The 23,098-nt window shown below is 72.2% G+C and carries 20 protein-coding genes and 1 pseudogene; 6 read left to right on the forward strand and 15 right to left on the reverse strand.

Annotation, left to right across the window (positions count from 1 at the left end; genetic code table 11):
- Positions 1-64: 64 nt before the first annotated feature.
- Positions 65-466 (reverse strand): annotated as a pseudogene (locus ACWCQK_RS00540) (hypothetical protein); the annotation flags it as partial.
- Between the two features lie 749 nt (positions 467-1,215).
- Between ACWCQK_RS00540 and ACWCQK_RS00545 the strand changes: the two are divergent.
- Positions 1,216-1,887 carry a class F sortase gene (locus ACWCQK_RS00545; RefSeq protein ID WP_451150290.1) on the forward strand — a complete coding sequence of 224 codons (672 nt, stop codon included), beginning with the start codon at positions 1,216-1,218 and terminating at the stop codon, positions 1,885-1,887.
- 30 nt (positions 1,888-1,917) lie between these two features.
- On the opposite strand, the gene ACWCQK_RS00550 is transcribed toward ACWCQK_RS00545, so the two are convergent.
- Both ACWCQK_RS00550 and lysX read right to left on the reverse strand, forming a co-directional pair.
- Complete coding sequence (locus ACWCQK_RS00550) at positions 1,918-2,757, reverse strand: polysaccharide deacetylase family protein (protein ID WP_451150292.1); 840 nt, start codon at positions 2,755-2,757, stop codon at positions 1,918-1,920.
- 89 nt (positions 2,758-2,846) lie between these two features.
- Complete coding sequence (gene lysX / locus ACWCQK_RS00555; RefSeq protein ID WP_451150294.1) at positions 2,847-6,125, reverse strand: bifunctional lysylphosphatidylglycerol synthetase/lysine--tRNA ligase LysX; 3,279 nt, start codon at positions 6,123-6,125, stop codon at positions 2,847-2,849.
- 87 nt (positions 6,126-6,212) lie between these two features.
- On the opposite strand from lysX, the gene ACWCQK_RS00560 reads away from it, so the two are divergent.
- On the forward strand, positions 6,213-6,674 hold the full coding sequence (locus tag ACWCQK_RS00560; RefSeq protein ID WP_385774276.1) for a universal stress protein: 462 nt from the start codon (positions 6,213-6,215) through the stop codon (positions 6,672-6,674).
- Between the two features lie 4 nt (positions 6,675-6,678).
- Here the strand turns inward: ACWCQK_RS00560 and ACWCQK_RS00565 are convergent, their stop codons facing one another.
- The gene (locus ACWCQK_RS00565) at positions 6,679-7,827 is read right to left on the reverse strand and encodes a CapA family protein (protein WP_451150296.1); all 1,149 of its coding nucleotides are present in this window, start codon (positions 7,825-7,827) and stop codon (positions 6,679-6,681) included.
- Positions 7,828-8,037: 210 nt separating this feature from the next.
- On the opposite strand from ACWCQK_RS00565, the gene ACWCQK_RS00570 reads away from it, so the two are divergent.
- From ACWCQK_RS00570 to ACWCQK_RS00580, 3 genes are all read left to right on the forward strand, one after another.
- Positions 8,038-8,583, forward strand: coding sequence for a sigma-70 family RNA polymerase sigma factor (locus ACWCQK_RS00570; protein ID WP_451151746.1), 546 nt, complete (start codon positions 8,038-8,040; stop codon positions 8,581-8,583).
- A gap of 136 nt (positions 8,584-8,719) precedes the next feature.
- Positions 8,720-9,235, forward strand: a complete 516-nt coding sequence (locus ACWCQK_RS00575) for a hypothetical protein (RefSeq protein ID WP_451150298.1) — start codon at positions 8,720-8,722, stop codon at positions 9,233-9,235.
- A gap of 141 nt (positions 9,236-9,376) precedes the next feature.
- On the forward strand, positions 9,377-10,039 hold the full coding sequence (locus ACWCQK_RS00580) for a zf-HC2 domain-containing protein (protein ID WP_451150300.1): 663 nt from the start codon (positions 9,377-9,379) through the stop codon (positions 10,037-10,039).
- Positions 10,040-10,060: 21 nt separating this feature from the next.
- Here ACWCQK_RS00580 and ACWCQK_RS00585 read toward each other — a convergent pair whose 3' ends face one another.
- The 3 genes from ACWCQK_RS00585 to ACWCQK_RS00595 form a co-directional block, all read right to left on the reverse strand.
- Entirely contained in the window at positions 10,061-10,924 is an 864-nt protein-coding gene (locus tag ACWCQK_RS00585) for an Fpg/Nei family DNA glycosylase (RefSeq protein ID WP_451150302.1), read from the reverse strand.
- Between the two features lie 31 nt (positions 10,925-10,955).
- Positions 10,956-13,043, reverse strand: coding sequence for a SpoIIE family protein phosphatase (locus ACWCQK_RS00590; protein ID WP_451150304.1), 2,088 nt, complete (start codon positions 13,041-13,043; stop codon positions 10,956-10,958).
- A gap of 70 nt (positions 13,044-13,113) precedes the next feature.
- Positions 13,114-13,548, reverse strand: a complete 435-nt coding sequence (locus tag ACWCQK_RS00595; protein ID WP_451150306.1) for a hypothetical protein — start codon at positions 13,546-13,548, stop codon at positions 13,114-13,116.
- Positions 13,549-13,675: 127 nt separating this feature from the next.
- On the opposite strand from ACWCQK_RS00595, the gene ACWCQK_RS00600 reads away from it, so the two are divergent.
- The gene (locus tag ACWCQK_RS00600; protein WP_451150308.1) at positions 13,676-15,097 is read left to right on the forward strand and encodes a lipase maturation factor family protein; all 1,422 of its coding nucleotides are present in this window, start codon (positions 13,676-13,678) and stop codon (positions 15,095-15,097) included.
- Here ACWCQK_RS00600 and ACWCQK_RS00605 read toward each other — a convergent pair.
- From ACWCQK_RS00605 to ACWCQK_RS00640, 8 genes are read right to left on the reverse strand one after another with little or no spacing between them, the layout of a single operon-like run.
- Positions 15,085-15,987, reverse strand: a complete 903-nt coding sequence (locus tag ACWCQK_RS00605) for an amidohydrolase family protein (RefSeq protein WP_451150310.1) — start codon at positions 15,985-15,987, stop codon at positions 15,085-15,087. The two genes, ACWCQK_RS00600 and ACWCQK_RS00605, sit on opposite strands and share 13 nt — an antisense overlap.
- Positions 15,984-16,298, reverse strand: a complete 315-nt coding sequence (locus ACWCQK_RS00610) for an L-rhamnose mutarotase (protein ID WP_451150312.1) — start codon at positions 16,296-16,298, stop codon at positions 15,984-15,986. Before ACWCQK_RS00610 ends, ACWCQK_RS00605 begins: the two co-directional genes overlap by 4 nt.
- Positions 16,295-17,281, reverse strand: coding sequence for an aldo/keto reductase (locus ACWCQK_RS00615; protein ID WP_451150314.1), 987 nt, complete (start codon positions 17,279-17,281; stop codon positions 16,295-16,297). Before ACWCQK_RS00615 ends, ACWCQK_RS00610 begins: the two co-directional genes overlap by 4 nt.
- Positions 17,278-18,036, reverse strand: coding sequence for an SDR family NAD(P)-dependent oxidoreductase (locus tag ACWCQK_RS00620; RefSeq protein WP_451150316.1), 759 nt, complete (start codon positions 18,034-18,036; stop codon positions 17,278-17,280). The genes ACWCQK_RS00615 and ACWCQK_RS00620 overlap by 4 nt, the downstream gene beginning before the upstream one ends.
- On the reverse strand, positions 18,033-19,373 hold the full coding sequence (locus ACWCQK_RS00625; protein ID WP_451150318.1) for an L-fuconate dehydratase: 1,341 nt from the start codon (positions 19,371-19,373) through the stop codon (positions 18,033-18,035). The genes ACWCQK_RS00620 and ACWCQK_RS00625 overlap by 4 nt, the downstream gene beginning before the upstream one ends.
- A gap of 36 nt (positions 19,374-19,409) precedes the next feature.
- Entirely contained in the window at positions 19,410-20,435 is a 1,026-nt protein-coding gene (locus ACWCQK_RS00630; protein ID WP_451150320.1) for an ABC transporter permease, read from the reverse strand.
- Complete coding sequence (locus ACWCQK_RS00635; protein ID WP_451150322.1) at positions 20,428-22,005, reverse strand: sugar ABC transporter ATP-binding protein; 1,578 nt, start codon at positions 22,003-22,005, stop codon at positions 20,428-20,430. The genes ACWCQK_RS00630 and ACWCQK_RS00635 overlap by 8 nt, the downstream gene beginning before the upstream one ends.
- Positions 22,002-23,060: a sugar ABC transporter substrate-binding protein gene (locus ACWCQK_RS00640; RefSeq protein ID WP_451151748.1), complete on the reverse strand. Its 1,059-nt coding sequence runs from the start codon at positions 23,058-23,060 to the stop codon at positions 22,002-22,004. The genes ACWCQK_RS00635 and ACWCQK_RS00640 overlap by 4 nt, the downstream gene beginning before the upstream one ends.
- Positions 23,061-23,098: the final 38 nt, after the last annotated feature.

Genomic DNA, 23,098 nt, shown 5'->3' on the forward strand with positions numbered 1-23,098 from the left:
CCCGGACCCTGATTCCAGGATCCGGGGCGAAGGCCCTTCGAGGCGCGGGAGAACGGCAGAGGGGTCAGGCGCGCTTCTCGGCGCGGCGGCGCATCCAGAACACCCCGCTTCCGAGGAAGGCCGAGCCCACGAGCCCGCCGCCGATGGCCATGTCGGTCGGCGTCGCGCCGACGGAACTGCTGCCGCCGAGACCGCCGTTCACGCCGCCGATGACGGTGAAGATGCCCTGGGCGGTCTGGGTGCGGCCGTTGCAGTTGACCGTGATGTCGTAGGAGCCGGGAGCGGCGTTGCTGTCGATGGTCGCGGTGCCCCTGGAGGTGTCGTTGCCGCCTCCGCTGTACGGCCGCAGCGAGACGGTGCCGAAGGCGGCCGACGACGCGGTGCCGCCGTTGCGGCAGCCCTCCACGGTGATGGTGAGTTTGCCGCCCCTGGCGATCACACTGGGCTGGGCGGTGATGTTGCCCGGACCGAACCCGTTGTTGAAGTTGTTGTTGAAGCAGTTGTTGTTTCCGAAGCCGTTGTTGTTGTACCCGTTGTTGTTGTTGAAGCCGTTGTTGTTGAACCCGTTGTTGTTGTTGAACCCGTTGTTGTTGTTGAACCCGTTGTTGTTGAAGCAGTTGTTGCGCCCGCCCCCGTTGTTGCCGAAGCCGCCGCCCCAGTTGTTGCCCGGCCCGATCACAATGGTTCCCGGCCCGACACCCGGGACGACGCCGCCGACACCTCCGACGCCGCCGATTCCGGGGACGGCCGGCCCGACCCCGGGGACGGCGGTACCACCGGTGACGCCCCCGCTGCCCATCCCGTCCGCGACGGCCGCGGGGGCGGCGAGCCCGAGGACGGTGACCACTGAGGCCGCGGCCGCCAGGGCACGTGAGTTTCGCATGTCATCCTCCGCGGAAGACGCCCCGGGAACCGTCCCCGGAAGATCGGCGAGAAAGCGTCTCCCGATAGCACCCTCAGTTGCCGTGCACGCGGGCGCATTTCGGGAATGGTCCGTCCTGGTGAGGAGACACGCCGAAGGAAATCCCACAATCTGATATTGCCGCAGGTCACGGACCGTCAGAAATTTCCTGGTCGGGGCCGACTCGGATGGCGCACCGCGCGACACGGAGCCACCCGTTCGCCTGCACCCCGTCGCCGGTTCCGTCCCCGGGACTTAGCGTTGACGCATGCGCGAGATGACGCGGCGACGGCCGTGTCGAGAGGGGATGGCGAATGTCTTTGTACGGGCTGTCCGAGGTGGCGGAAGAGGAGGAGCGGCAGCGGAAGCGCGCACCGTGGGGCGTGATAGCGCTGGTCCTGCTGACCGGTCTCGCGCTCATCCGCAATGGGTCGGGCGAGTTCGACGTCGGACCGCCGCAGCCCGCGGCCGCGGCGGCCACGGACAGCCGCAGCGCCCAGAGCACCTTCGCCGGAACCCCCGCCTCGCTGCCGTACTCCGCGGTCGACCGGGTCAGGATCCCCGCGATCCAGGTCGACGCGCCCGTGACCCCGGTCGGACTGGACGCCAACGGCTGGGTCGACGCGCCGCCGCCGGAGGACCCGAACCTGGCCGGCTGGTTCACCGGTGCCGTCTCGCCCGGCGAGAAGGGCACGGCCGTGATCGTCGGTCATGTCGACAACACCAAGGGCCCCGCCGTGTTCTACGGTCTCGGCGCCCTGAAGAAGGGAAACCGCGTCGAGGTCCAGCGCAAGGACGCAAAGACGACGGTCTTCGAGATCTACGGCGTCGAGGTCTTCGACAAGGACACCTTCCCCGGCGACCGCGTCTACGCCTCCAAGGGAACCCCCGAACTGCGGGTCATCACCTGCGGCGGCGGTTTCACCAAGCAGAACGGCTACGACGGGAACGTCGTCGTCTTCGCCCGCCTGGTCGAGGTCCGCTGAGCGTCCCCCGACCGGGCGGGCACGGGCCTGTCACACGTACTGCCGGCGCGGGACCGTGATGTGGTAGCCGGAGTCCAGCAGCCACGGCAGGTACTCGCGGAGCGCCCGGACGCTCTGGGAGCGGTCGCCCCCGGCGTCGTGCGAGAGGATCACGACGCCGGGGGCGGCTCCGTTCTCCACCCGGTCGACGACGGTGGCCGTGCCGGGGGTGGTCCAGTCGAGGGAGTCGACGGTCCAGGCCAGGGAGTCCATGCCGAGTTCGGCGCCGAGCTGGAAGGCGGCCCGGTTCCAGGCGCCGTAGGGGGCCCGGAACCACTTCGGGCGCTCGCCGTACGCGTCCTCGATGACCTCGCAGGTGCGCTCCATCTCGGAGCGGATCCGGGAGCGGCTGAGCTGGGTCAGCAGGGGGTGGGTCCAGGTGTGGTTGCCGACGATGTGTCCCTCGTCCGCCATCCGCGCCAGCAGGCCCTTGTTCTCGGCGGCCATCTCCCCGCACACGAAGAACATGGCGCGCACGTCGTACTCGCGCAGGGTGCTCAGGATGCTGGGGGTGTAGCGCGGGTCGGGGCCGTCGTCGAAGGTCAGCACCATGGTGCGGCCGCTTCCCGACATCTTCAGCAGCGGTTCGCGGCGGACCGGGGTCCGGCCGGGCGAGGCGTGCGGGGGCCCGTATCCGGTCAGCGGCTCGAGGCGGTTGGCGGAGGGCTTCGACGGCAGGCGGCGCGCCGGGGCGCCCGCGGCCGACACCGCGGCCCTGACCGGCTCGTCACCCGTGTCGAGCGCGAGCAGACCGGCGGCTCCCGCCGCGCTCAGGGCGGCGGCGCCCGCGAGCAACGCGCGGCGCCGCGTGAGGAACTGATCACTCTTCATGACTCATCAGTCGCCCGCCCCGGGCCCGGCGCACCACAGCGACACCGGGGCGGCCGCGGAAATCCACCCGCCCGGCCCAGCGTTCGGGGTCAGCGGCGGCGCACGAGGGGGAACGGCAGTGTCTCGCGGATGGTGCGGCCGGTGAGGAACATGACGAGCCGGTCGACACCGATGCCCAGTCCGCCGGTGGGCGGCATCGCGTACTCCAGGGCGTCGAGGAAGTCCTCGTCCAGCTCCATCGCCTCGGAGTCTCCCCCGGCGGCGAGCAGGGACTGCTCGGTCAGGCGGCGGCGCTGCTCGACGGGGTCGGTCAGTTCGGAGTAGGCGGTGCCGAGTTCGGTGCCGAAGGCGACGAGGTCCCAGCGTTCGGCGAGGCGCGGGTCACGGCGGTGCTGCCGGGTGAGCGGGGAGACGTCGGTCGGGAAGTCCTTGTAGAAGGTGGGCGGTCCGGTCTTCTCCTCGACCAGCCGTTCGTACATCTCCAGGACGACGTCGCCCCGGCCGTCGTCGGCGGTGTACGGCACGTGCGCCCGGTCGCACAACCGGTGCAGGGCGGGCAGTTCCGTGTCGGCGTCGACCGTCTCCCCCAGTGCCTCGGAGATCGCGCCGTGGACGGTCTTGACCGGCCAGTCGCCGGAGATGTCGTACTCCGTGCCGTCCCTGTGGGCGACGGGGCGGCCGAACGCGGCGGTCGCGGCGCCCTGGATCAGCTCGCGGGCGAGGTCGCGCATGACGTCGTAGTCGGCGAAGGCCTGGTAGGCCTCCAGCATCGTGAACTCGGGATTGTGCTTGTGGGAGACGCCCTCGTTGCGGAAGGTGCGGCCCAGCTCGAAGACCTTCTCCAGGCCGCCGACGCACAGCCGTTTCAGATACAGCTCGGGGGCGATGCGCAGGTACAGGTCGAGGTCGTAGGCGTTGATGTGGGTGGTGAAGGGGCGGGCGTTGGCGCCGCCGTGGATCTGCTGGAGCATCGGCGTCTCGACCTCCAGGTAGCCGCGGTCGAGCAGCCCCTGGCGCAGGGCCTGTACGGCGGTGGAGCGGGTGCGGACGATGTCGCGGGCGGCGGCGCTGGTCGCCAGGTCGAGATGGCGCATCCGGACCTTGGCCTCGGGGTCGGTGAGGCCGCGGTACTTGTCGGGCAGCGGGCGCAGGCACTTGCCGGTGAGCTGCCAGGAGGTGACGAAGACGGTGGGCTCCCCGCTGTCGCTGGTGCCCGCGCGGCCGGTGACGCTGACGAGGTCGCCGATGTCGGTGTCGGCGGTGAACCGGTCGAGGGCGGGGCCGGAGTCGGCGCGGGTGAGGGCGATCTGGCGATCGCCCGACCAGTCCCGCAGGACGGCGAAGACGATGCCCCCGAAGTCGCGCACCAGCAGGACCCGGCCGGCGACGGTGACCCGCCCGTCGCGGGGGACGCCCGCCAGGGTGTGGGTGCGGGGCGGGACGCCGACGGGGTAGGGGTCGACGCCGGCTGCGCGCAGCCGGTCCAGGGTGCGGTGGCGGACGCGGACCTGTTCGGGCAGGCCCGCGTCCGGTCCGGCTCCCTGGACCTCGTCCTCTCCGTCGAGGCCGAGCGCCGGCGGCGACGGCGGCTGCCCGGTGGCCGCCCGCTGCCGCGGGTTCTTGGCGTGCCCCTTCCCCCAGAGGGTGCGCAGCGAGGGTACGGAGACGAAGCCCTCGGCGATGCCGGAGGCGAGGCCGATGCGGGCCAGGGCGGCGGCGTCGCCGTAGCAGAGGAAGCGCGGGTACCACTCGGGGCGGTACTTGGCGTTGGCGCGGTAGAGGGCCTCCAGCTGCCACCAGCGGGAGAAGAACAGCAGCAGGCGGCGCCAGAGGCGCAGCACGGGTCCGGCGCCGATGCGGGCACCTTCCTCGAAGGCCGAGCGGAACACGGCGAAGTTGAGGGAGACGCGGCGCACGCCCAGTTTCGGGGCGGCGGCGCACAGTTCGGCGACCATGAACTCCATCACGCCGTTCGGGGCGCTGCGGTCACGGCGCATCAGGTCCAGGGAGACGCCGTCCGTGCCCCAGGGCACGAAGGAGAGCAGGGCGAGCAGCCGGCCGTCCTCGCTCAGCGCCTCCACGAGGAGGCAGTCGCCGTCGGCGGGGTCGCCGAGGCGGTCCAGGGCCATGGAGAAGCCGCGTTCGGTCTCGGTGTCGCGCCAGGTGTCGGCCTTGTCGACGATCTCCTCCATCTCCGCCTCGGTGAGGGTGCGGTGGCGGCGGATGCGGCAGGTGGCGCCGGTGCGGCGGACGCGGTGGACGGCCTGGCGGGTGACGCGCATCTCGCGGCCGCCGAGGTCGAAGCCGGCGGGGTGCACGATGGCCTCGTCGCCCAGGTGGAAGGCGCCGAGGCCGGCTCGGGCGTACGCTCTGGCGCCGTTCTCGGAGGCGCCCATGACGGCGGGTGCCCAGGCGTGGTGGCGGGCCACGTCGAGCCAGGCGGCGACGGCGTGCGGCCAGGCCTCCCGGTCGCCCACGGGGTCGCCGCCGGCGAGGCAGACGCCGACTTCGACGCGGTAGGTGACCGCGGCCTTGCCGCTGGGCGAGAAGACGACGGCCTTGTCGCGGCGGGTGGCGAAGTAGCCGAGGGAGTCCTGCTCGCCGTAGCGCCCCAGCAGGGCGCGGACGCGCTGCTCCTCGTCGTCGTGCAGGGCGGCTTCCAGGCGCTGGGAGCGGAACAGCGCGGCGGCGGCGTTCAGCAGGGCGAGGGCGCCGAACAGGCCCAGCAGGAAGTACAGGGCGCGGGGCGGGCGGCCGTCGAAGGAGCGGGCCGGGACCAGACCGCCGAGGACCCGGGCGGCGGCCCAGGCCAGGTGCTGGCTCGCGGGGAGGGTGCCGGGGAAGAGCGAGACGAGACCCCAGCCGGCCAGGACCGCCACGCCGAGTCCGGCGATCAGCACGGCGAGCGCCCGGCGCACGGCGCCGCGGCGGGAGGCGGCGTAGAACTCCCCGCGGGCCACGACGAGCAGGACCAGGGCCAGGCCGCACACCACGAGGGAGGGCAGTGACTCGGCGTAGAGGCCGACGGCCACGCCGACGGCGTCGGTCAGGACCAGCAGGCCGAGGTAGACCACGACCAGCCACCAGGCGATCCGTTTGCGGGCGGCGGTCGCGCCGGCCAGCAGGAACAGGAAGACGGCGTAGGCGAGGCTGCCGCCGACGGGGACGGTGAGCAGTTCGAGGAAGCGCACGACCGGACGCAGCGGGACGCGCAGGGGCGGGATCAGGGACGGCAGCGCGCACAGCAGGCCGAGGGCGCCGAAGAAGGCCGCGAAGGCCCCCGGCACCCTGGCGAGGATGCCACCGCCGGGCGGCCGTATCGGGCCCGGGGCGTCCTTGGCCGCGGCGGGCTCCACGGTGGCACTCATGGTCCGACTCTAGGAAGACCGCGGCCGCTCCGCCCGTCGAGCGTCCCGCGCGGCGACCGGACCGGAAGGCTCCGATAGCCTCGGGGCGTGACGGAACAGCATGCTTCGCGGTTCGAGCGGGGCACGGACGGCCCCAAGGTCATTGTGGTCGGAGTGGACGGCTCCGACTCCTCGCTCCGGGCCGCGGCATATGCCGGTGGCCTGGCCCGTCGGCAGCGGGCGTTGCTCGCCGTGGTCTACGTGCAGCCGGTGATGGCGGCGGGCGCGGCCCTGGGGGCGCCGGTGGCCGAGACCACCGACGAGATCGCCGAGGAACTGATCGAGCAGATCCGGGACGCCGCCGAACGGGTCAAGGGGATATTCGAGGTGCGCTGGGAGTTCCACACGTTCCGCGGCGATCCCTTCGGCGGCCTGGTGAAGGCGGCGGACGAGCTCAAGGCCGACGCGGTGGTGGTCGGCGCCTCCGAACAGGCCGGCCACCGCATCATCGGCTCCGTCGCCATCCGCCTGGTGAAGGCGGGCCGCTGGCCGGTCACGGTGGTGCCCTAGGGCGTCACTCGCCCATCACCAGGCCGTCCTTCGCCGCGCCGCGGCTCAGGACCACGTCGCGGATCCGGTCGCGTACACCCTCGACGTCGGCGCCCTGGGTGAGCGCCTGGTTGAGGTTGACCAGGCGGCCGGCGTCGACGTCGAACACCTGCGGGACGAACTCGGCCTTGGTCACCTCCCAGCGTGCGCCGGGCCTGGCGGGCGGGGTGAAGGTGAAACGGCCGAGGGTGGACTGGTTGCCGCGCGGTTCGCGCACGCCCTGGTGGTCGAACATCTCGCCGGCGATCTGGTCACCCATCCCGTAGATCACCCAGGTGCCGTTGACCTTCTCGTACGCCTGCGGGACATGCGCGTGGGTGCCGACGATGAGGTCGATGTCCGGACGGCCGCCGGTGCGCGAGGCGGTGAGTTGCCGGGCGAGGGTCTGCTGCCGCGCGTCCGGCTCGTCCTGCCACTCGGTGCCCCAGTGCACGGAGAGCACGACCACGTCGGCGCCCGCCTTCCGGGCGGCCCTGGCGTCGGCGACCATACGGTTCTCGTCGATCAGGTTGACGGCCCACGGCTGGTCGACGGGCAGCGCGTTGCCGTTGGTGTCGAAGGTGTACGCGAGGTGGGCGACCGTCGCCGACCCGGTGCGCAGCATGGTGACGGTGCGCGCCTCCGCTTCGCTGCGGGCCGTCCCGGCGTGCGCCACCCCGAAGGCGTCGAGCGCGTCGAGGGTGCGCCGGATGCCCGGGGCGCCGTCGTCGAGGCTGTGGTTGGAGGCCGTGGAGCAGCCGTCGTAGCCGGTGGCGGCGAGGCCCTCGGCCACCTCGGGCGGGGACTTGAAGTCGGGGTAGCCGGTGTAGGCGCCCGGGGTGCCGTACACCGTCTCCATGTGACACAGCGCCAGATCCGCGCGGGAGACGACCGGTTCGATGTCGGCGAACATCGGCCGGAAGTCGTAGCCCGTGCCGCCGGCGTCGAAGCGGGCCCGGTCGATGATCGAGGTGTGCGGGAGTACGTCACCGGAGGCGACGAGGGTGAAACTGCGGGCCCCGGTCGGGGCGGGCCGGCCCACCCGGTCGGGCTGGCGCTCATGGGCCTGGCAGGCGGCTGCCGCGGCGAGAAGGGCCGTCAGGGCCAGGGCCACCTGTCGTCTGCGTGCGATCATCACTCACCCCGTCGTGATCGTATTTACGCACAAATAGGTATGAGTTTGGCGGCCGCCGCAAACAACCCCGGGGTTCCCATGACCCCATTGGGTCGCAGAGGTGACGCGGGCGGACCGTTCGTCGGACCGTTCGTCGACGCGATCGACCGTCCGTCGCAGATCCGTGTGCGTGCCCTGTCCCCGGACGGCCCCCTGCGCTCCCATACGGCCATGACGGCCGCAACCCTCCTCACGAAGTCGACGACCGCCGAACACGAGCTGGTCGCGTTGCAGCGCGAGCACGGCCGACCGCTCTTCGCGCTGCTGCTGAGGCTCTGCGACGGCGACCGGCAGCGCGCCGAGGATCTCGTGCAGGAGACGCTGGTGCGCGCCTGGCAGCACCCCGAGGCGCTGCGCGCCGACGCCTTCGACTCCGTACGGCCCTGGCTGCTGACCGTGGGACGGCGGCTCGCGATCGACGCCCGGCGGGCCCGGCAGGCGCGTCCGGCGGAGGTCGGGGACGCGGTCCTGGAGCACGCCCCGGTCTGCGCCGACCACGCCGAGCGGTCGGCTGCCACACTCGACGTGCGCGAGGCTGTGAAGACACTCACTCCGGAACACCGCGAAGTCCTGGTGCTGGTGTACTTCCAGGGGGCCAGTGTGGCGGAGGCCGCGGCGGCCCTGGGGATCCCGCCCGGTACGGTGAAGTCCCGCGCATACTACGCGCTGCGGGCCCTGCGCCGGGTTCTTCCCGGATACGCGGCCGACCTGCGCTGAAACCAATGGGAAAGTCAAACCTCCGTAAAGCGCCTTGCTGAGGACCCCTGTTGAGTAATCGGCTGTCCTCATCCGTGTTCCGGACCGGGGGCCCGGGTTCGGGCGACGCGCACGCACCGGAGGAAGGCAGGAAGGGATGCTGCACAGAGGTCAACAGAACACGGACGGCACCGACGGCGGTGAACTGGTCGTCCCCATGGCGTGGTTGTACGCCGAGTACATCGCCGACGAGCTGCTGCGGACCGGCGATCTGATGCCGCCGACGTCCTTCGAGTTCCGGGCCGGGCGGGACGCCCTGGCGCTCACCATCTTCCTGTCCGACACCGACGGCGAGCTCTCCGGCATCCGGGTGGTCACCCAGCTGGAGACCTGGCTCTCGCTGACCGCCTACGACCAGCCGTGGCAGGACTGGGTGCACGACCGGATGGCCGAGCTCACCGCCGGGGCGAGCGAGTCGGCGGGGCCGACGCCGGACCTGGAACTGGCCGCGGCGGCCTGGCGCTGGCTCCAGGAGACGGAGCTGCTCGCACCCGATCTGAACGCGGTCCCGGGCGGCGGAGCGCCGGTCGGCGAGGACGACGGACCGAAGGTGTGGACACCCGCGTGGCAGCTCGGGCTGCCCTTGGGACATCTCGCGATCCATCTTTTCTAGAATCCGACCAATCCGCGGGCCGGACCGCTACGAACTCGTTAGTTGCGATTCTCCGCGGGGCTTGAGTGATTCGGCTGTCGGGTGCGTACCGGTGGGAGCAAGCAGTAACCCCACCAACACCCAACGGCACGAGGATTCTGCATGAGGTCCCTGGAAAGGCATCGCGACGTCGGCGCGTACGCGCTCGGCCTCCTGGACGAGGTGGAGGCCTTCCGCTTCGAGGACCACCTCATGGAGTGCCCCCAGTGCTCCGCGCAGGTCACCGAATTCGGCCCCACGACAAGGCAGTTGCAGCTCTACCGGCGGGCGACGCCGCGTACCGTCCATCCCATGGCCGGTCCCGGCCCCCAGCTGCTGGACCGCCTCCTCGGCGAGGTCACGACCCGGCACCGGGCCCAGCGCCGGCGGCTGGTCTTCGCCCTGGCCGCCTCCGTGGCGGTGGCGCTGGCCGGGTCCGCGCTCTCGATGACGGCGGGCGGTGGCGGCGCCGACGGTTCCGACGACGTACGGGTCGCGGCCACCGACGAGCGGTCGGGGGTCTGGGCCCAGGTCACCGCCCACGACGAGAACTACGGCAGCGACGTGGAACTCCAGGTCAAGGACGGGGCCGGCCCCCGCTCCTGCCGCCTGGTCGCCGTCGGCCGCGACGGCTCGGAACAGACGCTGGCCGGCTGGATGGTCCCGAAGCACGACGCCCGCCCGCTCACGATGCACGGCGGCTCCGCCTTCCACCACGACCAGGTCGCCCGCTACGAGGTCCGCACGGACGAGGGCGAACACCTGGTCACCCTCACCCCGGAGTAGGCACCGCGCGCGGACCGATCGTCACTTCAGCAGCCGTGACAGCCTGCGGTCCGCCAGCGGCCTGCCGCCCGTCTGGCAGGTGGGACAGTACTGGAGCGAGGAGTCGCTGAAGGAGACCTCGCGGATGGTGTCGCCGCACACCGGGCAGGGCTCGCCGGTACGGCCGTGGACGCGCAGGCCGGTCTTCTTCTCGGCCTTCAGCCGGCCGGCGGCCAGGCCGCGGGAGCGCTCGACGGCCTCCGTCAGCGTGCCGCGCAGGGCCGCGTACAGGCCGCGGACCTCCTCGGGAGTCAGGGAGGCGGTCAGCTTGAACGGGGACATCCGCGCCGCGTGCAGGATCTCGTCGCTGTAGGCGTTCCCCACCCCCGCGATCAGGCTCTGGTCGCGCAGGGCGCCCTTGATCTGCCGGCGCTCCCCGGTGAGCAGCGCCGCCAGCCGGGCCTCGTCGAAGTCGTCGGCGAGCGGGTCCGGGCCGAGCCGGGCCACGCCCGGGACCTCCTGCGGATCCCGTACGACGTGGACCGCGAGGCGCTTCTGGGTGCCCGCCTCGGTCAGGTCGAAGCCCGCGCCGGTCTCCAGGGCCACGCGCAGGGCGAGCGGGCCCTTGCCGGGGCGGGGTGAGCCGTCCGGGAGGGGGTCCTTCCAGTGCAGCCAGCCCGCGCGGGCCAGATGGGTCACGAGACGGAGCCCGCCGTCCGTCGCGATGTCGAGGAACTTGCCGTACCGGCCCACGGCGGTCACCTCCCGGCCCTCCAGGGCGGTGACCGCGGGGTCGTACGTCTTCAGCACGCTGATCGCGACGGGCAGCACCCGGACCAGCTCGTGACCGACCAGGTTTTCGGTGAGGAAGTCCTTGAGCGCTTCCACCTCGGGGAGTTCCGGCATACGTCCAGGGTGCCATCCCGGCCCCGGCCGGTCAGGTCCGCTCCGGCACCGCGAACTCGCACCACACGCACTTCCCGCCGCCCCGCGCCTCCACCCCCCACACGTCGGCGAGCAGCTCCACCAGGAGCAGGCCCCGTCCCGAGACCCGGTACTCCCCGGCCTCGCGGCGGCGCGGCAGGGCGCTGGAGGAGTCCTCGACCTCCACCCGCATCCGGCGCCCGGAGCCGATCAGGAGCCGCAGGGTGACGATGGCGGCGCCCTCGGTGTGCATGAGCGCGTTGGTGATCAGTTCGTCGGCGACCAGTTCGACCTCGTCGGCGCGCTCGCGGGCGCCCCAGGCGCGGACCGCGGCGCGGATCATGTGCCGGGCGTGGGTGAGCGCCTCGGGGTCGCCGGGGGCCACGTGCTGCTGGAGGCGCCCGCCGGTCTGCCGGGAGTCCGGGCCGCGGCGGCGCAGCAGGAGCAGCGCCACGTCGTCGTCCCCGCCCCGTTCGTCGGCCATCTCGATGAGCAGGTCGGCGAGGGCGCGTACGTCCTCGGGGCCTCCGGCGACGAGCCCGGTGAGCATCTTCATGCCGACGTCGAGGTCGGCGCCGGGCTGTTCGACGAGGCCGTCGGTGCACAGCAGCAGGGTGTGGCCGGGGTCCAGTTCCATGGTGCAGACGGGGTAGTCCAGGGCGCCGAACTCCGCGGACAGGCCGAGCGGCAGCCCGCCCGGGACGACGACGCGGCGGCAGCTGCCGTCGGGCGCCCGCAGCAGCGGGTCGATGTGGCCCGCCCGGACCATCTGGACCACGCCGGTGGACAGGTCGGCCTCCGCGTACAGGCAGGTGGCGAAGCGGTCGGTGTCCAGTTCGTGCAGGAAGACGGAGGCGCGGGCCATCACGGTGGCCGGGGTGTGGCCCTCGGCCGCGTAGGCGCGCAGCACGATGCGCAGCTGGCCCATCACCGCGGCCGCGTGCGTGTCGTGGCCCTGGACGTCGCCGATGACGGCGCCCACCCGGCCGCCGGGCAACGGGATCAGGTCGTACCAGTCGCCGCCGATGTCCCGGCCGTGGGAGCCGCCGATGGTGGCGGCCCGGTACCGCACGGCGACGTCGGCGCCGGGCACGCTCGGGATGGTGCGCGGCAGCATGGCCTGTTGCAGGCCCTGGGCGATGTCCTTCTCCTGCTCGTAGAACATGGCCCGTTGCAGGCTCTGCGCGATGCTGCTGCCGAGGGCGACGAGGATGTTGCGTTCCTCGGGGGTGAAGCCCCGGCGGTCGCCGTAGAGCAGGCCCATGGCGCCGATCGGACGGGCCTGGACGATGAGCGGGAGATAGGCGGCCGCGGTGATCTTCAGGTCGGTGATGTTCGGCCACAGGATCGGATAGCCTGCGGCGAACTCCTCGGCGGACTCGATGAACCGGGGGGTCAGGGTGCGCACGACCTCGCTCATCGGGTACGGCTCGTCGATGCCGGTCACCAGGGTGTCGGGCACGAAGCTGCCCTCGGGGCCCTCGGCGACCAGACGGATACGGCCGGCCTCGACCAGGCCCATGACCAGGCTGGTCGCGCCGAGGTGGGTGAGACCGCGGGTGTCCTTGAGCACGTCGATGACGTCCCGCACGGTACGGGCGTGCGCGAGGGCGGCCGTGGTGAGCTGCACGACGTTGGTCTGCTCCCGGCGGGCGTCGTCGAGGGCGGCCTCGTCGCGGCGCTCCGCGAGGTCCTCGAGCTCTTGTCTGGCGTCGCGGACGATGCCGACGATCCGGCGCGGGCGGCCCGTCTCGTCGCGGCGGATGTAGCCCTGTGTGTGGGTCCAGCGCAGGGTGCCGTCGCGGCAGCGGAGGCGGAAGTAGGCGCCGTAGTTCTCGCTGCCGTCCTTGATCGCCTGGGCCAGCAGTGTGTCCAGACGCAGGCCCTCGGACGCCGGGACCCGCATGGAAAGGGTCTGGGGGTGGCCGTCGTACTCGTCGGGGCGCACGTCGAAGATCTCGTGGGCGAGGGCGTCCATGTGGAACAGACCGGCGTCCAGGTCCCAGTCGAAGCTACCCATGCGGTTGAGCGCGAGGATGGGGTCCGGGTGGGCGGGCCAGTCGTCCGGGAGTGACTGGGCGCTCCCTCCCCGATCAGCCATGGGGCCACCTTGCCAGGGTTTGTCTGATTCTTCGACCGGTGAGTGCACGGTCAGTCGTGGTCCGTCCTGGTCAGCCGGCGAAGAGGTCGGTGGGGCTGTCGAAGATGCTGGCGGCGGCGCCGGAGCCGTCGAGCTCAGCGGTCCCGCCGACCTCGGCGCTCTCGTCGGCCCCAGGGACCTCGGGGACCTCGGAGATCGCACTGCGATCGTCGGTCCCGTCGGGGTAGTCGGGGAGGAGTCCGCCGCCGAGGCGCAGGTCCGGTATCTCCGGCACCATCAGGGGACCGATCACGTCGGAGAGCGACTCGGAGCGCGAGCCGGAGCCTTCCGGCGCGCCGGCGCCGCCGAGGACGGTGGTGTCGGCGGTGACCGGCCGGGGTGCCGTGGTCCGCGTCGGCCACTGTTCCCCGCCCTCGCCGCAGGCGGCGACGAGAAGCGCCCCGGAGAGCGCGCAGACCGTGAGAAGGGATCTGAAGTACGTCTGCACCGCGCGCTCCCGGATCATCTCGGCATCCCGCACCCTCTCGGGTGATTCAGGACTATTGTCTGCTTCGCTCACATGGGTTACGCAACCGGAGGAGCGAGGCACGCAGAGTGACGGGCCGCAGAATGGAGGAGAGGAGCGCACGGCTGTGGACTGGTTCACCGCATCGGAGTACTGGCTGAGCCGGCTGGTCTTCCAGCGCGGTCTGGCCGCCGTGTACCTCCTCGCGTTCCTGACGGCGGCCCGGCAGTTCCGCGCGCTGATGGGCGAGCGCGGGATGCTGCCGGTGCCCCGCTTCGTCGCACGGGTGCCGTTCCGGCGGGCGCCCAGCCTGTTCCAGCTCCACTACTCCGACCGCTTCTTCGCGCTCTGCGCCTGGTCGGGGTGCGCGCTGTCGGCCGCGCTGCTCGCGGGGCTGGACTCCCTGCTGCCCCTGTGGGGCGGGATGCTGCTGTGGCTGGTGACCTGGGCGCTGTATCTGTCGATCGTCAACGTGGGCCAGACCTGGTACGCGTTCGGCTGGGAGTCCCTGCTGCTGGAGGTCGGCTTCCTCGCCGTGTTCCTGGGCAACGACGAGGTGGCCCCGCCGGTGCTCGTGCTGTTCCTGCTGCGCTGGATCCTGTTCCGGGTGGAGTTCGGGGCGGGCCTGATCAAGATGCGCGGCGACGCGTGCTGGCGGAAGCTGACCTGCCTCTACCACCACCACGAGACGCAGCCGATGCCCGGCCCGCTGAGCTGGTTCTTCCACCATCTGCCCAAGCCGGTGCACCGCGCGGAGGTGGCCGCCAACCACGTGACCCAGTTGGCCGTCCCCTTCCTGCTGTTCACCCCGCAGCCGGTCGCCACCGCCGCCGCGGCCCTGATGATCGTCACGCAGCTGTGGCTGGTGGCGTCGGGCAACTTCGCCTGGCTGAACTGGATCACCATCGTGCTGGCCCTGTCCGCGCTGCGGATCCCCGGCTCACGGCCGTCCGTGCCCGCGACACCGCTCTGGTACGAGGTCGTGGTCCTCGCCGCCTCCGCGCTGGTCCTGTTCCTGAGCTACCACCCGGTGCTGAACATGGTCTCCCGCCGCCAGGTCATGAACCGGTCCTTCGACCCGCTGCACCTGGTGAACACCTACGGCGCGTTCGGCAGTGTCAGCCGGGTCCGCTACGAGGTCGTGGTCGAGGGCACCCTCGACGCCGTACCGCGCGAGGACTCGGACTGGCGGGAGTACGAGTTCCGGGGCAAGCCGGGCGGTCCACGGCACTGGCCGCGCCAGTTCGCGCCGTACCACCTGCGGCTCGACTGGCTGATGTGGTTCGCCGCGCTGTCGCCCGCGTACGCCGAGACGTGGTTCGGCGCGCTGGTGGAACGGCTCCTGGAGAACGACCCTGACACGCTGCGGCTGCTGCGGCGGTCGCCGTTCCCGCCGGACGAACCGCCGCGCTACGTCCGTGCCCGCCTCTTCCGCTACCGCTACACGACCTGGCGCGAACTGCGCGAGACCGGTGCCTGCTGGGAACGGGTCCACGTGCGCGAGTACCTGCCGCCGACGCGGCTCTCGCACACCGCTCAGCGGCCCTGAGCGGGCGGGCCGACCGGGCGGTCGCGTGGAGCGGCGCCCCGGCTGGCGGCCCCGAGGCCGTAGACGGCGGTCGCGGTGCCCTCGTGCACCCGGGCCCGCTCCGCCGCACCGAGGCCCGCGGTCAACTCGTCCGCGGTGGCCATGACTTCGGCGTAGGTCGCGGCGAGCGTGCACACCGGCCAGTCCGATCCGAGCATCAGCCGGTGCGGGCCGAAGGCGTCCAGCACGGTGTCCGCGTACGGGCGCAGGTCCGCGGTGCGCCAGGTCCGCCACCGCGCCTGCGTGACCAGACCCGACAGCTTGCAGACCGTGTTGGGGAGGGCGGCGAGGGCGCGGACCGCGGTGGCCCACGGCTCCCGTCCGTCCGCGGCGACGGGCGGTTTGCCGAGGTGGTCCAGGACGAAGGTGAGTTCTTCGTGGCGGGCGGCGGCCGCGGCGCAGGCGGGCAGCTGGTGCGGCAACACCACGAGGTCGTAGGCCAGGCCGGCCGCGGCGACGGCGGCGAGGCCCCGGCCGACGTCCGGACGCAGCAGCCACCGCGGGTCGGCTTCGTCCTGCACCTGGTGGCGGATGCCCTTGAGGTAAGCGCCGCCGGGGAGTTCGCGCAGCCGGGCGAGTTCGTCGGCCACGTCCGGGCGGGTGAGGTCGGTCCAGCCGACGACCCCGGCGATCAGCTCGTGCCCGGCGGCGAGGGCGAGCAACTCCGGGGTCTCCTCGGCCACGGTGACGGTCTGGACGAGGACAGTGCGGTCGACTCCGGCCGCCCGGGTCTCGACTTCGAGGTCGGCGACGGTGAAGTTCCGTCGCAGCGGACCGAGTTCGGGGCCGGTGATCCAGTCCTGGTCACGGACGGACAGGTCCCAGACGTGGTGGTGCGCGTCGACGGTCACGGCAGCTCCCAGACCACGGGCAGGCCTGCGTCGGTGCCCTCCCGGGAGTAGTCGTGCACGACGTCCAGCAGTTCCGCCATGCGTGCCTGCCAGGCCACGTTGACCGGCAGCCGCTCCAGCTCCGCCAGCAGACGCGGGTAGTCGTCGCACTCCAGGAGGTGGAAGAGGTCGGTGCCGCTGCGCCAGATCGTCCAGGACGTCGCGCCGGCCGCGCGGATCGCGTCCGTGAGTTCCTTCGGGACGGCGCGGTGGGCGGCCTCGTACGCGGTGACACGGTCGGCGCGGACCCTGGTGTGCAGGGCGATCCTCATGACGGGTCCTCCCCCGGGACGGGCACGTCGGCGGGCAGCAGGCCGGTCTCCCGCAGCTCCCGCCAGAAGGCCGCGGGGACGGCGGCGGCGAACTGCTCGGCGCAGTCGGCGACCTCGGACGCGGAGCGGGCGCCGACGAGCACGCCGGCCACGGCGGGGTGGGCGGCGCTAAAGGCGAGCGCGGCGGCCCGCAGCGTGGTCCCGTGGCGCTCGGCGACCGACTTCAGCCGCAGGGCGCGGGCGAGCAACTCGTCCGACGCTTTTGCGTAGTCGTAGGTCGCGCCGGGCTTCGGGTCGGCCAGCAGACCGGAGTTGAAGGCGCCGCCGACGACGACCGCGGTGCCGCGGGCGGCCGCCGCGGGCAGCAGATCGGTGAGCGCGCTCTGGTCGAGCAGGGTGTAGCGGCCCGCGCACAGCACCACGTCCACGTCCGTGTCCCGGACGAACCGCGCGAGCATCTCGGCCTGGTTCATGCCCGCGCCGATCGCGCGGACCACACCCTGCGAACGGAGCTTCTCCAGCGCCGGGTAGCCCTCCCGGAAGGCCTGTTCGGCGTGGTCGTCGGGGTCGTGGAGGTAGACGACGTCCACCCGGTCGAGGCCGAGCCGGTCCAGGCTGGCCTCCAGGGTGCGGCGTACGCCGTCGGCGCTGAAGTCCCACACGCGGCGCCGGTCGGCGGGCACGGCGAAGCCGTCGCCGAGGTCGTCGCCCGTGCTCTCGGCGGGTTCCAGGCGGCGGCCCACCTTGGTGGAGAGGGTGTACGCCGACCTCGGACGCGTGCGCAGGGCGGCGCCGAGGCGGCGCTCGGACAGGCCGAGGCCGTAGTGGGGCGCGGTGTCGAAGTAGCGCACGCCCTTCTGCCAGGCGGTGTCCACGGCCCGGTGTGCCTCCTCCTCGCCGACCTCGGTGTACAGGTTGCCGATGCCGGCGGCGCCGAAGGCCAGGCCGGTGATCTCGACGCCGCTGCGGCCGAGCGCGCTCACCGCTGTCCCGCCGGACGCGGCCGCAGGCCCTGCATGCCGCCGTCGACCGCGAGGGACGTGCCGGTGGTCGCGCCCGACAACGGGCTCGCGAGATAGGCGATGGCGCCCGCGACCTCGGCCGCCGTGACCAGCCGGCCGGTGGGCTGGCGGGCCTCCAGGGCGGCGCGCTCGGCGGCCGGGTCGTCGGCCGCGTCCAGCAGCCGCCCGATCCATGGCGTGTCCGCCGTACCGGGGTTGACGCAGTTGACGCGGATGCCCTCGCGGACGTGGTCGGCGGCCATGGCGAGGGTGAGGGAGTACACGGCGCCCTTGGTGGCGCTGTACAGCGCCCGTTGCGGCAGGCCCGCGGTGGCCGCGATGGAGCAGGTGTTGACGACGGCCGCGTGCGCCGACGCGCGCAGATGCGGCAGGGCGGCACGGGCCGTGCGGACCATGCCGACGACGTTGACGTCCAGGACGCGGTGCCACTCGGCGTCGTCGTTGTCCTCGACGGTTCCCTGGGCGCCGACGCCCGCGTTGTTGACCAGGACGTCGAGACCGCCCAGTTCGGCGACGGCGGCGGCCACCGCCTCGCGCACGGACGTGTCGTCGGTGACGTCGGCCCGGTGCGCGAGCAGGGGTTTCGGCACGGACGAGGGGTCCAGGTCGAGGACGGCGACCCTGGCGCCCCGGGCCGCGAGGAGTTCGGCGGTGGCCCGGCCGATGCCGGAGGCGCCGCCCGTGACCAGCGCCGTCAGTCCCTCGAAGTCCGTCATGCCGCCTGCCCCTTCTCCGGGTCGGGACCGGCGGCCCAGTAGGTGCCGCCGGGGAACGTGTACCGCGCGATGGACTCGGGCCGCATGGTGGCCGAGAACCCCGGCGCGGTGGGTGCCGCGTAGTGTCCCTCACGGATCACCACCGGGTCGACGAAGTGGTCGTGGAGGTGGTCGACGTACTCGATGACCCGGTCGTCGGTGGTGCCCGAGAGCGCGACGTAGTCGAACATCGACAGGTGCTGGACGAGTTCGCACAGGCCGACCCCGCCCGCGTGCGGGCAGACGGGGACGCCGAACCGGGCCGCGAGGAGCAGCACGGCGAGGTTCTCGTTGACCCCGCCGACGCGGGCCGCGTCGATCTGGACGATGTCGACGGCACCGGCCTGGAGCAGTTGTTTGAAGACGATCCGGTTCTGGACGTGCTCACCCGTGGCCACCTTCACCGGGGCGACGGCCCGGCGGATCGACGCGTGGCCGAGGATGTCGTCGGGGCTGGTCGGCTCCTCGATCCAGTAGGGGTCGAACTCGGCGAGGGCCTTGGTCCAGGTGATCGCCTCGTCGATGCCCCAGCGCTGGTTGGCGTCGATCGCCAGCCGGATGCCGGGGCCGATCACCGAGCGGGCGACCCGGCAGCGGCGTACGTCGTCCGCCAGGTCGGCGCCCACCTTCAGCTTGATCTGCCGGAAGCCGTCGGCGACCGCCTGCGCGGCGAGCCGGCCGAGCTTGTCGTCGTCGTAGCCGAGCCAGCCCGCGGAGGTGGTGTAGGCGGGGAAGCCGCGCTCCAGCAGCCGGGCCCGGCGCTCCTCCGCGCCCCGCCTGCCGCGGCGCAGCAGGTCGAGGGCCTCCTCAGGGGTCAGCGCGTCGGTGAGGTAGCGGAAGTCGATCTGGCGCACCAGCCAGGCCGGGTCGGCGTCGGCGAGGAGTCGCCACAGCGGTTTCCCGGCGCGTTTGGCGGCGAGGTCCCACACGGCGTTGACGACCGCTCCGATCGCCATGTGCATCACGCCCTTCTCCGGCCCGAGCCAGCGCAGTTGGCTGTCGCCGACCAGGTCGCGGTTCAGGCTGCCCGGGTCGGCGCACAGTTCGGCCACGTCCCGTCCGACCACGTGCCCGCGCAGTGCCTCGATCGCGGCGACCTGGACCTCGTTGCCCCGCCCGATGGTGAAGGTGAATCCGTGCCCCTCGTGTCCGTCGGCGGCGTCGGTGCGCAGGACGACGTAGGCGGCCGAGTAGTCGGGGTCCGGGTTCATCGCGTCGGAGCCGTCGAGCTCGCGCGAGGTGGGGAAGCGGATGTCGTGGGTGTCGACCGCGGTGACGCGGGCCAAGGACGCGGACACAGAGGGCCTTTCGGTCGGTGACAGGGAGCGCGGGTGTCAGTCCTGGGCACGACCGGTCGTCACCCGGGCGATCATCAGGGCGACCAGGATGATCCCGCCGTAGATGGCCTGGATCCAGAAGGACGGGACCTGGGCCAGGGTGAGCAGGTTCTGGACGACTCCCAGCAGGAGTACGCCGGTCAGGGCGCCGAACATGGTGCCCTTGCCGCCGTCGAGGCTGATGCCTCCGATCACCGCCGCCGCGAACACGGTGAAGATCATGTTGTTGCCCTGGTTGGCGCTGATCGCGCCGACGTACCCGGTCTGCATGATCCCGCCGACGGAGGCGAGGACACCGGCGACGACGAACACGCCGAGCATCACGCGCTCGACCCGGATGCCGGCCGCGCGGGCCGCCTCCGGGTTGCCGCCGATGGCGTACAGGGCGCGGCCGACGCGGTGGTACCTCAGGACGAATCCGGCGACGCCGAACGCGATCCCGGCCAGCCACACCGACATCGGGACGGAGACGAAGGTCGTGGTCGCCAGCGAGTAGAAGGAGTCCGGCATCCCGAACAGGGTCTTGCCCTTGGTGGCGCCCACCAGCAGTCCGCGCAGCACGATCAGCATCGCGAGGGTCACGATGAACGCGTTGAGCTTGAACCTGACGACCAGCACGCCGTTGAACGCGCCGACGACCGCTCCCGCCACGAGGACGGCCAGCAGCGCGAGCGGGGCCGGGAGTTCGGTCCCCCAGCCGGACTGGGCGGCGGGCAGCACGAGGAGCGCGCCCACGGCGGGCGCGATGCCGACGACCGACTCCAGGGACAGGTCGAACTTGCCGGTGATCAGCACCAGCGACTCGGCGAGCACGACCATGGCGAGCGCGGCGGAGGCGCCGAGGATCGAGATGAGGTTGCGTTCGGTGAGGAACGAGTCGTTGACCACCGCCCCGAGCACCATCAGCAGCAACAGGGCGGGGACCAGGGCTAGTTCGCGGGCGCGGCGCAGAAGCACCGTCCTGGCCGAGCCGGGGACCGAGGCGCGGGGTGGTGCGAGGGGCGCGCGCTTCGTCTCAGTCATCCGGGGCCCGCTCTCCTCGGCCGGTGGTCCGGGGGTGGTCCCCCGGGGAGATGCGGTGGCCATGGTCCACTCCTTCGATGGAGGCGATCAGCTCGTGGTCGCGCCAGCCCGCCGGGTGCTCGGCGACGACGCGGCCGTGGAAGAGGACGAGGACGCGGTCGCAGCGGCGCAGGTCGTCGAGTTCGTCGGAGACGACGAGCACGGCGGTGCCGTCCTCGCGGGCGCTGTCCATCCGGGCGAGCAGCGACTGCTTCGACTTCACGTCGACGCCCGCGGTGGGGTTGATGAGGACCAGCAGGCGCGGGTCGGAGGCGAGGGCGCGGGCCATGACGACCTTCTGGGCGTTGCCTCCGGACAGGTCGGACACCGGCTGCTGCGGGCCCTCGGTCTGGATGTCGAGTCGCTCGATCAGCTCGCCGGCGAACCGGCGTCTGCGGTCGGTGGCGACGAAGCCGAAGCGGCCCAGCCGGTCGAGGACGGCGAGGGTAGTGTTGTCGCCGACGGTCATGCCGGACACGAGGCCCTGCTCGTGCCGGTCGCGCGGGACGCAGCCGACACCGGCCCGCTGCGCGCCGCGCACATCGCCGAACGGCAGCGGCCGGCCGTCGAGCAGGGCCGTCCCGGCCGTCGGGGTGTACAGGCCGGCCAGGGTCTCGGCCAGTTCGGTCTTGCCGCTGCCGCTGGAGCCGGCGAGTCCGACGACCTCCCCGCGCCGGACGGTGAGATCGATGCCCTCGTACGACGGTGAGGTGAGCCCCCGTGCGTCGAGCACCACGGGGGAGCCGGCGGGTACCGCGTCCCGGGCGTGCTCGCGCGACTCGGCCACCGTCTCCGCGGCCATCGCCTCCACCAGGGCCGTCCTGGGCAGTTCGGCGACCGGGGCGGTGGTGATCCAGCGGGCGTCGCGCAGCACGGTGACGGTCTGGCAGACCTCGTACACCTCCTGGAGGTGGTGCGAGATGAACAGGAAGGTGACGCCGGAGTCCTGGAGGGCGCGCATGCGGGTGAAGAGCCGCTCGATCTCCCGGCTGTCGAGCTGGGCGGTCGGCTCGTCGAGGACGATGAAGCGGGCGCCGAAGCTCAACGCCCGCGCGATCTCGACCATCTGACGGTCCTCGACCTTGAGGTCGGCGGTGCGCGCCTCGGGGTCGACGCGCACGTCCCAGGTGTCGAGCAGCCGGGCGGCCTCGGACTTCAGCCGCCGCCAGCTGATGAATCCGCCGCGGGCGACGGGCTGACGGTTGATGAAGAGGTTCTCGGCGACGGTCAGTTCGGGGACGACGGTGGGCTTCTGGTAGACGCAGGCCACCTTGCGTCGCCAGGCCTCGCGGTCGGCGAGCGGCGGGGCGGGCTCGCCGTCGAAGCGGATGTCGCCCTCGTCGGGGGCCTGGAGGCCGGTGAGCAGGGTGACGAGGGTGGACTTGCCGGCGCCGTTGCGGCCGACGAGGGCGTGGGACTCGCCGGGCAGCACGGTGAGCCGGCCGTCGGCGAGGGCGACGGTGGGGCCGTACCGCTTGACGATGTCCCGCGCCTCGACCAGGGGTGTGCGCGGGGACTCCTGGGCGTTCATCCGACGGTGTTGCCCCACAGCTCGGGGTCGTCCACGTTGTCCTTGGTGACCAGCGGCGCGGGCAGTTGGTCCTCCAGGATGCCGCCGGGCAGTTCCACGATCGTGGAGTCGTGGTCGGTCGGGCCCGGCTGGAACGTCTTCCCCTCCATCGCCGCCTTGATGTAGTACATGCCGTACTTGGCGTAGGCGTCGGCGGGCTGGGAGACGGTCGCGTCGATCTCGCCCTTGCGGATGGCGTCGAACTCCTGCGGGATGCCGTCGTTGGAGACGATCGCGATGTGGCCCGCCTGCCCGGCCTTCTTGAGCATGCCCTTCGACTTGAGGGTCTGGAGCGTGGGCGCGAGGTAGACGCCGCCGGCCTGCATATAGATGCCCTTGAGGTCGGGGTTGGCGTTGAGGAGGGTGTCCAGTTTGGAGGCGGCGGTGTCGGACTCCCACTTCGCGGGGATCTCCAGCACCTCCAGCTTCGGGAAGTTCTTCTTGACGCAGGCGCGGAACGCCTCCGAGCGGTCCCGGCCGTTGACCGAGGCGAGGTCGCCCATGATCTGGACGACCTTGCCGGACGGGATCTGCTTGCCGAGGTACTGGCAGGCCTTCTCCCCGTAGGCGACGTTGTCGGCGCGCACGACCATCGCGACCTTGCCCTTGTCCGGGGCCACGTCGACGGCGACGACCGGGACGCCCTTACGTTCGGCCTGGTCGAGTCCGGCCTCGATGGCCGCGCTGTCCAGCGGGGCGACGACGAGACCCTTCACGCCCTGGTTGAGCTGGTTGTTGATGTCGGTGATCTGCTGCGAGGGGTCACTGTTGGAGTTGACCGTCTTCAGCGCGTCGACACCTTCCGACGTGGCCATCTTCGGCACGTAGTCGTTGTACGACTGCCAGAACGGCGAGGTCAGCAGGGGCAGGATCACCCCGACCTTGCCGGTGCCGCCGCCCCCGGCGGCGGCACCGCCGGTGTCCTTGGTGCTGCCGCAGGCCACGAGCGTGAGAGCGGCGCAGGCGGCCAGCGCCGCCGCACGCGTCACCCGGGAGGAAGTCCGTCCGCCCCGCAGTCCGTTCCGCGATCCGTTCCGCACTTGTCAGCTCCTCG

This window comes from Streptomyces sp. NPDC002306, assembly GCF_053593435.1.